Consider the following 9,591-nt stretch of genomic DNA (forward strand, 5'->3'; position numbering starts at 1 on the left):
GGAGTCTCGTCCTTGAACGTCCCCCCGTCGAGCGAGCCCGGCCCGCTCGTGCACAGCTCGCCGACCGCTGCCGACGGTCCCCGAATTCCCCTGTACTCACCGGAATTCGCCGCCGATCCGCATCGCTGCTACCGCGACATGCGGGACCGATACGGACCACTGGTGCCGGTGCTGCTGGCACCGCAGGTGCCGGCCACCCTGGTGATCGGCTACCACACCGCGTTACGAATCCTCAACGATCCCAGCCGTTTTCCCGCGGACCCCCGCCTGTGGCAGCAACACATACCCGGTGACTGCCCGGTTCTGTTGCAGCTCGGATGGCGGCCGACTGCGAGCCGCAGTGCCGGGCCGGAGTTCGAACGTTATCGTCAGGCCACCACCGCGGGCATCGATGCGATAGATCTCTATGCCCTGCACGATCTCGTGGAACAAATGGCCATTCCGTTGATCAACACCTTCTGCACCACCGGCTCCGCGAACCTGCTCAGCCAGTACGTGTATCCCCTGGTGTGTCAAGTGATCAACTCGCTGCTCGGGTGCCCGCCGGAGATCGGACATCGGCTGATGGCGGGCACCACCACGGTCGGCGACGGCATGGATGTGGAGGCCGGCAACCAGATCGTGTTCGAAGCGTTGCGCGAACTGGTCGCGCTCAAACGGGTCGAGCCGGGCAATGACATGACCACGGTAATAATGCGTCACCCCGCCGGACTCGACGAATTCGAACTGGTGAACCAGGTGGGCCAGATCTACGGCACGTGCATAGAGATCTTGCTGCACCTGATCGCGAATACGCTGCTGACGATCATCACCGACGATCGAGTCGGCAGCGGCGTGGTCGGTGGCAGCCTTTCGGTCCGTGGGGCATTGGACGGCGTGCTCTTCGACGATCCCCCGCTGGCCAACCTGCTGGTCAGCTATCCGCGCCAGCCCATCCTCATCGATGGTGTCTGGCTACCCGCCCATCAACCGGTGGTGATCAGCATGGCAGGCTGCAACAACGATCCGGCGATCCGGACCACGGACCAGATCGGCAATCGCGCGCACCTGGCCTGGGGTGTCGGCCCGCACGCGTGCCCCGCCCAATCCGCGGCATATCTCATCGCGCAGGACGCGATCGACCAACTGCTGGACGCACTTCCGGACATGCGCCTCGATCCGGAGTTCGGCCCGCCGACCTGGCGAACCGGCCCCTTCTACCGCGCCCTCAACGCCCTCCCGGTCACCTTCCCCCGGTCAGCGGTCCTGCACATCTGATCTCTTCCCGCCTGGGAATCGGCGACTTGGCACGGTGCACAGTCGGCCTGGGCGACCGGCCAATTCGATTCTCCGCTGGTCGGTTTGCGGGCGAGAAAGCTGAAAGGTACGCGCATAGTAATGTTTTCGGTTGGTGGGGGACGATGCCGGGTTGGCGCCGACGGGCCGGCGCTAACTCCTTTCTCCGGCTCTGACAGGCCGCCCTGCGGAAGCCTCGGCAACCCCGCCTGACAGAAACTCCAGACGGTCGAATCCGAAGACGGCAAACCCCTGGACGTATCGGCGTCGACTTCAGCTCCACCGGTCTATGCCATGTCACCGCCGGATTCACCGTCACCGACCTCCAGAGATCGCCGCTCACCCTCGACTACGACCTCACCTCGAGGACCGACATCCGGACAGCGATCGGCCAGCGGCAGCGATTCATCGCCGCAGGAAACCGGACCTCGCAAGACAGATCCGCACAAAGCTGCACTGATAGGAGCCGAAGAGTCCCGCCCAACGCAGCTCACTTCGATCGAAATACGAGCGAACGTGCGTTATCTCCGCGAGCGACAGCCGACATCTCAGCGCTAGCGCGAAGCGCGCTCGACACCGCCGCGCCGCTGGAACCGCAGCCTCACCACACTGCAGACCTGGTTCGGAGAGGGGATCGCACCTGGCAACATCGACGCACCATGATGACCGACACAGCCCCAGCCACACCCTGCGCCACTGATCGACGCTGATGCCGGGCCAGGGCCTCGTCGGTGCTGGCCATCGCCGCTACTCCGAGGTGCGGGAACGCCAGTCTGCCGGGTGCTCAGCTCCCCGCCAGATCGATGAGTGAGGCGTTCTGGAATTCCCGCGCCTCGCGTGCTCGCTGGTGAAACTCGGCTGCTGCCTGTTGTTTCGCCGCTGCGGCGCGCGCCGCAGCGAAATGAGTCGACGGGATCGTCCACACGATCTGGTAGCAGCTCCACCCGCTTAGCCCGCTGGTTGACGGGACACCTCGCCGGAGACGTCCCGTCGACTCCGCGATGACCACCACGCCGTGCAGCGGGTGAGGTCGAAAGGCCTTCGAGTGGCTGACTTTGTGCGGGGTTGCCGCGACGGCGAGGGTGGCACAGTCGACGGTAGATGTTTATCCCTCCCGAGGTGAGGTCGCGCCGTGGATGCCACCAACCAAGACCTGGCACAGGCCATTTTCCGTATTCGATGGCTGCCACGTGAGGGCGTATACGAAGCTTCGGCAGTCCAGTTCCCCGGCGTCAGCTGTACGGACACATACAGCGCGGCGGCTGCTGTGGAGCGCTTGAAGGTCGAGCTCGAGCAGTTGTGGCGTGCGGAAGCCGGCGACGCTCGCGAGGTCAGCTAGATCGGCACAGAGAGCTCTGGTTCTCAGCTACAACACCGAGCATGCGTCAGTGAGCCTCGGCTCGGTGGCCAGACCGCAAGCAGCTCAGTGACGCCCCATCCATGCGGCGGCCGGTACCGAATGTCGTCCTGGTGCGTGCAGTGCCCGCGAGCACGGCGTGCCAGTTCGAATACGAGCTGTCGAGGACGTGCCGGATAGGTCATCTCCTCGACAGCGCCGGTCCGGCCGCCCCACGGAACGTCCGCATCCGCCGCTTACGGGTCAACTGGCCGCGCGAGATCCGCTGCGGCGCAGCGCCCGATCATGCCCTTGGTCTCAATGGGTCAGCGCAACACACTGGAATCTCCTGGTGAGGAACGGATGTGATGTGCGATGGCCTCGAGTAGACCACTGTCGGAGAACAGAACCCCGTTGACCGAGGCTCAGGTCGAGGAGGTGTGGCGGCGGTGGCGGTCCGGACAAGCGATCAAGGTCCTGGCCCGGGAGATGCGCCGGCACCCCTCGACGGTGCGTGACCTACTCAAACGCTGTGGCGGAGTCCAGCCGATACCTCGCCGCCGCAGCATGTTGCGCCTGAGTTTGGCTGAGCGAGAAGAGATCTCGCGTGGATTGGCGGCAGGGGACTCGCTGCGCGGTATCGCCCGCAGGCTGGGGCGAGCGCCCTCGACGATCTCGCGGGAGGTCGCCGGGCGTGGTGGTCGTTTCGCCTATCGGGCCTTGCCCGCGGATCAGGCGGCGTGGGCTCGGGCCACACGACCGAAACCGACCAAATTGTCTCGCGATCCGGCATTGGCCGCGGTGGTGGCCGAGAAACTCGCTCTGGCGTGGTCGCCGCAGCAGATCGCGGGCTGGCTGCGCCGAAATCCGCAGTCCAGCATGGGTTATGTGTCGCACGAGACGATCTACCGGGCCTTGTTCATCCAAGCGCGCGGCGAGCTGCGCCACGAGCTGACCCGCTATCTACGCACCCACCGGGCCATGCGGCGACCCAAGGTCAAGCGCGAGCCCGACGGGCGCGGTCAGCGCCGCGGCGTGCTCACCATCGCCGAACGCCCCGCCGAGGCCGCCGATCGAGCTGTTCCCGGGCATTGGGAAGGTGATCTGCTGTTCGGGCGCGGCATGTCTCCGGTCGCCACCCTGGTGGAACGGTCCACCCGGTTCCTGCTGCTCGTCGCTCTGCCCGACGGCAAACGAGCTGATCTGGTCGCCGAAGCCCTAGCTGCCCGGATCCTCACCCTGCCCGATGCGTTGCGGCGGACCTTGACCTGGGACCAGGGCTACGAAATGGCCGAACACGCCGCCTTCACCATCGCCACCGGTGTCTCGGTCTACTTCTGCGATCCGAAAAGTCCCTGGCAGCGCGGCAGTAATGAGAACACCAACGGACTTCTCCGCCAATACCTTCCCCGACATCTGGACCTACGCACCTACGGTCAGGCCGACTTCGATGCGATTGCCGATGAACTCAACGGGCGCCCTCGACAAACCCTCGGATTCCGCACACCATCAGAAGCACTCGAAGAGGTGTTGCGTTGACCGCCTAAGCCCGCACCGATTTCAGCGTGTTCAGCTGGCGCCGTCGGTGCTTCCTCTCAATGACGCGGTGTGGTTGTTCAGGTGGGGTTGTTCGAGGTGGCGCCGAGGCGTTGCATCCATCCAGCCATTGATCCTTCGTCAACGCCGAGGCGACTCGAAGGCGGAACCGAATACGCCGGAACGGGATTCGACTAAAGCCTCAAGGCGAACCGTACGCGCAAGCTGCCATCGGTCCTCACCGACCCTGCACACGACCATCCACCCGATCCTGCACATTCACGGTGGAGATGACAACGCATTATCGGCGCGACGGTGCGGTGAGGATATCGCCGTGGATTCGGTCGACTATCTCCTCGACCGTCCAGCGGGCGTCGATGCGGAGCTCCTCGATACCGGGCAGCGGTTGCCAGCCGTGATACCACTTCGCCATCATCTGCTCCGGGATCGTCGCTGCCTGCGGGCGCCCGGCATGGCGAGTCAAGGTCTCTTCGAAACTGAGATCGAAACCGTAATGCAAGGCTTGGGGCGCGCTGACGCTCAGCCGTTGCAGCATCGGTCCGTACCGAAGCGCATCAAGAATGCCTTCGACAAGGACTACCCGCTCGCTTGCCAGGCATGTCCGGGCGATCTGTTCGATCAGCGTGATATTGAAGGCGCCGGGCTCGTCGGATTCCCGCAGCATCCCTCGGCGCACCACATCTTGTGCAACGAGCACGCACTCGCCACGGCCGAAGCGACGCTGAACACCAGCGGCGACGGTTGACTTGCCCGAGGCCGAGTTGCCTCGGATGGTGACCAGGACGCTCACCATGGGACTCGCAATGCCAGTGCCGCTTCGGGTTTGGGCACGAACCGCGCGAAACTCGGATCGGATTCCGGTATGGCGAAACGGTCGATATCCCACCACCGCCCGCCGTCGAACTCACGCGGATCCAGCCACGGGTCCTGAGACCGGACGCCACTGATCAAATACCACAAGGTGACATGTTCGTGCCCGTCCTCGACGTCGCCGATCGGGGTGAGGCTCAGCAGCAGCGGATCGGTACCGGCAACGCTGAACTCGGCATCGACGCCCATTTCCTCCCGCGCTTCACGTCGCGCCGCCGCCAGCGGCTGTTCTCCGGGTTCCACGTAACCGCCCGGCGGTAGCCACAATTGCGAAAGACGATGTCTGCCAAGCAGAACCACCCGGGCAACGGGGTCGACAGGAACCGCGTAAACCACAAGATGTCGTGGTGGGGTCGCGGGATTGCGGCGTCGGACGATGTCATCGGTCGCCGTGAGCCATGCCAGCGTCTCGCGCTGATGTTGCCGTTCAAGGCTGTCGCACGGGGAAATACCCGTGACGATCTGGGCGACGGCCGCTGTAGCTGGCTCCATGGCCGCACACCATAGACCTCGGGTCCGACAATTCCAGCCCACCAGCATCAATAGCGGTCCTCATCATCCTCGGCCCGAAACCGATCGAAGTCCGCGCCGCCCCCCACTCTTGGCCAGGTGGTTGCTCAGCGCGGTAATATGAAAGACGAGAGTGTTGTGGACCCGCTTGTATTCGCTGGCGGCGTGGGTGAATCCGTCCGGATCCACCACCACGGTCGGCGGGCCATCTCACGGCCACGTCCGGGTGTTGGTCTCGATCGCGGTCGTGTAGTTGGTGTGTGCCTTGCGTGCGACCTCGCGCAGCTCGTCGAGATTCTCGCCCACCCCGGCCATCCACTTCTCGTGCGCGAGCTGCTGCGCAGTGGCCGCCGTGCTCGACCAACTCAAATGCAGATCAGGCGATGGCCGCGTTCGGTCGCATGGTCGAGGACTGGTTGGGCGAGGTCGACCCTCACCGCACGGTCTTGCCACCCATCGGCGAGCAGTTCCTTGCCGATCGTGTCATCGAGCTCCCCTCGGCCCGGAGCGCTGCGGCCGGGTCAGCGGGCAAAACGCGCGGCCTCGTGGAGCCGGTCGATCCGGACCTGCAGTTCTGCAGCCACCGCGCCTCCCGACCACACCGGGAATTCGGCGAACTCACGCGAGCTTTCACATCGGATCGCTCTCAACCTTGGGCACCGGGGACGCAGCCGACGCGGCATTGCTTTCCCTCAGGCCACCTGCAGTAGACGCGAGAGGAACCCTGAAGTCGACCGTGTCGAGACCACGTCGATCGCCTCTCACCTCGCCGAGCCACCGCCGGTCCGGCGCCATCTCGGCAAGCCCACCCGATCGCCGGTATCTACCGATGCCCCTACCGTCGCCATGGGATCTCCGTCAGCGAGTTGGACGCAGACCACCACACTCCGGTTCCCCGCTGTGCTGTAGATCATGCCCTAACCGCACGAGCCCCGCCTGCGACGGCGATCCGGTCCCATCAGTAAGGGCACCTGTGGCGGCAAGGGCCGACTGCCGCGCGGCAGTCTCAGTGTCTGCGGCTACGTTGCTGTCGCGCAGCATCTTTCAGGTTGGTCCTTGCAGGTTCTTACGGCCGCCGATCGGGTATCACTGCTCCGCAGTTTGGGTCCGTGAACAGTCGGCGGTAGGTGGCACTCGCGCGCTGGCGTAGTTGTTCATCGTCGAGACCGCCGGCTTCGGCGCGTAGCTGTGCGTCGGCGACGTAGTCATCGACGTCAGCGAACAGCGCGTCCAGCAGGTCGAATACGGGTGGCCCGAATCGTGTCTTTTCGGACTTGAATGCGGTGAGGTATTCCGATTCGAACGTCGGTGCGTCGATTTCACCGGAAATGAAACGGCGGAGGATGTCCTCGTAGAGGGCTAAGCCCTGTAGCTCGGCATGGTTCTGGTGGGTCATCTAACCGCCTCCGAGTGAGCCGCGTTGAAGAATGTTTTCTGCTTGTTCTGAGTTGACTTTCCATCCGGTGACGAATCCGCCGGTCGGTGATTGCACCACCACGAGGCCGGTGTTCGGATTGTAGTTCAGGATCGCGGGGTCTCCTCGATATGTGCCTTGGATATGTTTGGTGTCGGGGTTGTCGATATGTTTCTGCAGCGCGTCTTTGTACTCTGCCTCGCCTGCTTTGCCCCACGGCGTGTTCACGCCGAAATCGCCTGCGTGTTTGTACTTTTTCTGCAGCTGTCTGGGTTCGGCCTTGAACGGTACCGGGTCGGTGTATTTGATGGTTCCGCCGGGGCCGCGTGATCCTTGCCCTGGTGGTTGGCGTTGGAATCCCCACATGGCCAGGCCGGCGGCCATGGCTGCGGCGGCGCCGCTTCCTTTGGCGGGTGGGTCGGTGACTTGGTGGTAGCCGTACTGGTCTTCGACGATGAGCGCGTAGGGCACCCAGCCGGGTTTGGTGCTCGAGGCGGGGTCGTCCAGGCGTGGGTCGAGGAAGGTGTAGGCGATATATCAGTTGTGGTCGTCTCCTTCCGGACCCGGCACGCGGGAGAGATACATCGTGTCGTTGGGGCTGCTGGGCAGGGTGATCCCGCCCTCGATCGTGGCGGGGAGTCCGCGCTCGCGCAGCGATGGATTGTCTGCTGTAACTTCGGGTTTCGGGAAGATGTGGACTGAGGTGGCGGTGTCCGTGCCGCCTTCTACCCAGCTCGGGGTGAGGAAGCGGCCGCTGGGGTCGAACTCGACGATGGTGCCGTCGTTGAGTTCATAGCTCGTGCCCGAACCGTCGCCTGTGCCGGGGGCTTGGGCCGGGGCAGGGCCATCGCGCACCTGCCGCCGTCGCAGACCGCCGGAGACGAACCCGGCCAGGCCGAGGACAAGCAGCGCCGGGATTCGCGGGTCGCTTCCGCCGGTGCTCGAGGTCGCCGGTGGGGCGGATTCGGTCCGCGCCGGTGGCGGTGATGGAGGCGACGGCGGGGTGCTGGTGGCACCGAGCAGTTGTTGTTTGAGCTCGGCGAACTGCTGATCGGACAGAACTCCTTGCTCGTGGAGCCGGGCCGCGCGCTCGAGTTGAGACAGGAGGTCATTTTCCGCACCCTGCACGGGCGGTGGCGCCAACTCGGCCGGGTCCGCCGCGTGCGCCTCGGCGGTGGCCGGGGACAGGGGTTGCGGGTTCGGTGTGTGCTGTGGTTGGGGTGCGGGAGCCTCACCTGGGACCGGGACGATCGGGGTGCCGTTGCCCGGCGGGATCGGCGGCGGGGTGAGCGCGCCCGCTTTCCCGCCGGTCCCCGCGCTGGGGCCTGGTGGTTGTCCCGGCAACGCCGGCGTGGTCAGCGCCGGGGGCGTGCTCGGCGCCGCGGGCGGGGGTCCTGGCGGCGGCTTGGGCACCGGGATACAAGGCCACCCTGGGTGCATCTGCTGCCACTGATCGCACGGGATATCCGGTTGCGCAGACGCTGTCGCGGCACCGAACAGTGCGGCGGCAATTCCGAATGCGGCCGCAGCCGCCATCACCAGGCCGCAGCCCGTACGTGGGGTCATCGGCGCTTCCTGATCCGGTCGGCCAGGGTGTCGATGGCCCACCAGGTGAGGCGTCCGGCGATCGACATCCACAGGAAGAAGGCGAGATAGATCAGCACAGCGCCGTAGTCCTCGCCCCAGCCAGGGACACGGTCGAGCGTGGCGAACGCGGCGACGAGCATGCCCAACCCGCCGAGGAGCGCGACCGGTGCCCATTGCGCCGATTTTGCGCGCTCACGACGGTGTGCGGGGCTGTCGGTGTCGAATGACATGCAAGCTCTCCTTAGCCTTTTTGGCAGGGTGGATGGTCAGAGGCGGATGTGTTTCCGCGGATCGGTAACCGAGTCCTCGGCTAGCGGATCCCGATGCGGGCGTGCTCACGGACGAGCGCGGCGAAACCGCGCCCACGCTGATGCCAACTTTCCACACGATCGAAACTCGTTCTCCAGCGCAAGGTTTGGTGCCGAGCCCGGCGGCGGCGATCAGGTTGGCTGCCCTCGGCACCCGAGGACGCTGACAATCGTGTGAGCGATAAAGGTGCCCCGGCTGAGGATCGTGACATCCTCGCGATCACGGTGGACCCGACCCAATCCCAGCCCGCCGCGTCGACCTCCCCAGCTTCGTCAGCGACCGGACTCGCCGCAGACACCGTCACCGCCCGCACGACGTTGCCCGCTAGCAAACCACTATCCGCCACGCAACGAGACAGCCCTACGACCTTCCTAGTCACACATTCCCCCTAGTGCCGCTGCCACACAGCCGCGATCCAGCCCGTCATGTGACATGTTCTCGCATGCATCACACCCGAATGGCGAATTTCTAGCAATCTTTCCGTGGGTGTTCACGCTGTCTGTGATCAGTGATTCACCCGGCGTTCATCCGACTCGGCCTGACAGCCAGCACGACACCGCTCGATCGTGGGCAATGTGTGAACTGCGTCACGCTCCCGTCGTGACCATCCGCCGCAACGCGACTCCGGCGTGACAGATCCTGAGGATGACCGCATGTGACGGCCTCCCATCACTAGAAGTTCATCAGTGGCAGCACCGAAGAAGTATCCCGACGAGTTGAAGGCTCGGGCGGA

Annotated in this window: 9 protein-coding genes; 2 read left to right on the plus strand and 7 right to left on the minus strand. The window is 64.9% G+C overall.

Annotated elements, in window-relative coordinates:
• Positions 1-12 precede the first annotated feature (12 nt).
• Both TY25_RS27080 and TY25_RS27090 read left to right on the plus strand, forming a co-directional pair.
• Positions 13-1,257 carry a cytochrome P450 family protein gene (locus tag TY25_RS27080; protein ID WP_042260645.1) on the plus strand — a complete coding sequence of 415 codons (1,245 nt, stop codon included), beginning with the start codon at positions 13-15 and terminating at the stop codon, positions 1,255-1,257.
• 1,729 nt (positions 1,258-2,986) lie between these two features.
• Positions 2,987-4,150 (plus strand): IS30 family transposase, encoded by a 1,164-nt coding sequence (locus TY25_RS27090; protein ID WP_042260649.1) that lies wholly within the window; start codon positions 2,987-2,989, stop codon positions 4,148-4,150.
• A gap of 298 nt (positions 4,151-4,448) precedes the next feature.
• Here the strand turns inward: TY25_RS27090 and TY25_RS42885 are convergent, their stop codons facing one another.
• From TY25_RS42885 to TY25_RS42895, 7 genes are all read right to left on the minus strand, one after another.
• Complete coding sequence (locus tag TY25_RS42885; RefSeq protein ID WP_042260651.1) at positions 4,449-4,961, minus strand: AAA family ATPase; 513 nt, start codon at positions 4,959-4,961, stop codon at positions 4,449-4,451.
• Positions 4,955-5,530 (minus strand): NUDIX domain-containing protein, encoded by a 576-nt coding sequence (locus TY25_RS41275; RefSeq protein ID WP_042260653.1) that lies wholly within the window; start codon positions 5,528-5,530, stop codon positions 4,955-4,957. The genes TY25_RS42885 and TY25_RS41275 overlap by 7 nt, the downstream gene beginning before the upstream one ends.
• Before the next feature lie 228 nt (positions 5,531-5,758).
• Positions 5,759-5,917, minus strand: coding sequence for a hypothetical protein (locus TY25_RS41960; RefSeq protein ID WP_174484642.1), 159 nt, complete (start codon positions 5,915-5,917; stop codon positions 5,759-5,761).
• Positions 5,918-6,614: 697 nt separating this feature from the next.
• Positions 6,615-6,944 carry a colicin immunity domain-containing protein gene (locus TY25_RS27110; protein WP_042260657.1) on the minus strand — a complete coding sequence of 110 codons (330 nt, stop codon included), beginning with the start codon at positions 6,942-6,944 and terminating at the stop codon, positions 6,615-6,617.
• Entirely contained in the window at positions 6,945-7,433 is a 489-nt protein-coding gene (locus TY25_RS41965; RefSeq protein ID WP_052383226.1) for a colicin D domain-containing protein, read from the minus strand. It abuts the gene before it with no gap.
• Positions 7,434-7,499: 66 nt separating this feature from the next.
• Complete coding sequence (locus TY25_RS42890) at positions 7,500-8,528, minus strand: hypothetical protein (RefSeq protein ID WP_146153949.1); 1,029 nt, start codon at positions 8,526-8,528, stop codon at positions 7,500-7,502.
• Positions 8,525-8,779 (minus strand): hypothetical protein, encoded by a 255-nt coding sequence (locus TY25_RS42895; RefSeq protein WP_146153948.1) that lies wholly within the window; start codon positions 8,777-8,779, stop codon positions 8,525-8,527. Before TY25_RS42895 ends, TY25_RS42890 begins: the two co-directional genes overlap by 4 nt.
• Positions 8,780-9,591: the final 812 nt, after the last annotated feature.

Source organism: Nocardia brasiliensis NBRC 14402 (genome assembly GCF_000308475.2).
Lineage (GTDB): Bacteria > Actinomycetota > Actinomycetes > Mycobacteriales > Mycobacteriaceae > Nocardia > Nocardia brasiliensis.

Excerpts from the sequence above, each read along its gene's own strand:
- TY25_RS27090 (WP_042260649.1), top strand. The coding sequence starts at position 2,987 with ATGGCCTCGAGTAGACCACTGTCGGAGAACAGAACCCCGTTGACCGAG.
- TY25_RS42885 (WP_042260651.1), bottom strand. The coding sequence starts at position 4,961 with ATGGTGAGCGTCCTGGTCACCATCCGAGGCAACTCGGCCTCGGGCAAG.
- TY25_RS41275 (WP_042260653.1), bottom strand. The coding sequence starts at position 5,530 with ATGGAGCCAGCTACAGCGGCCGTCGCCCAGATCGTCACGGGTATTTCC.
- TY25_RS27110 (WP_042260657.1), bottom strand. The coding sequence starts at position 6,944 with ATGACCCACCAGAACCATGCCGAGCTACAGGGCTTAGCCCTCTACGAG.
- TY25_RS42890 (WP_146153949.1), bottom strand. The coding sequence starts at position 8,528 with ATGACCCCACGTACGGGCTGCGGCCTGGTGATGGCGGCTGCGGCCGCA.
- TY25_RS42895 (WP_146153948.1), bottom strand. The coding sequence starts at position 8,779 with ATGTCATTCGACACCGACAGCCCCGCACACCGTCGTGAGCGCGCAAAA.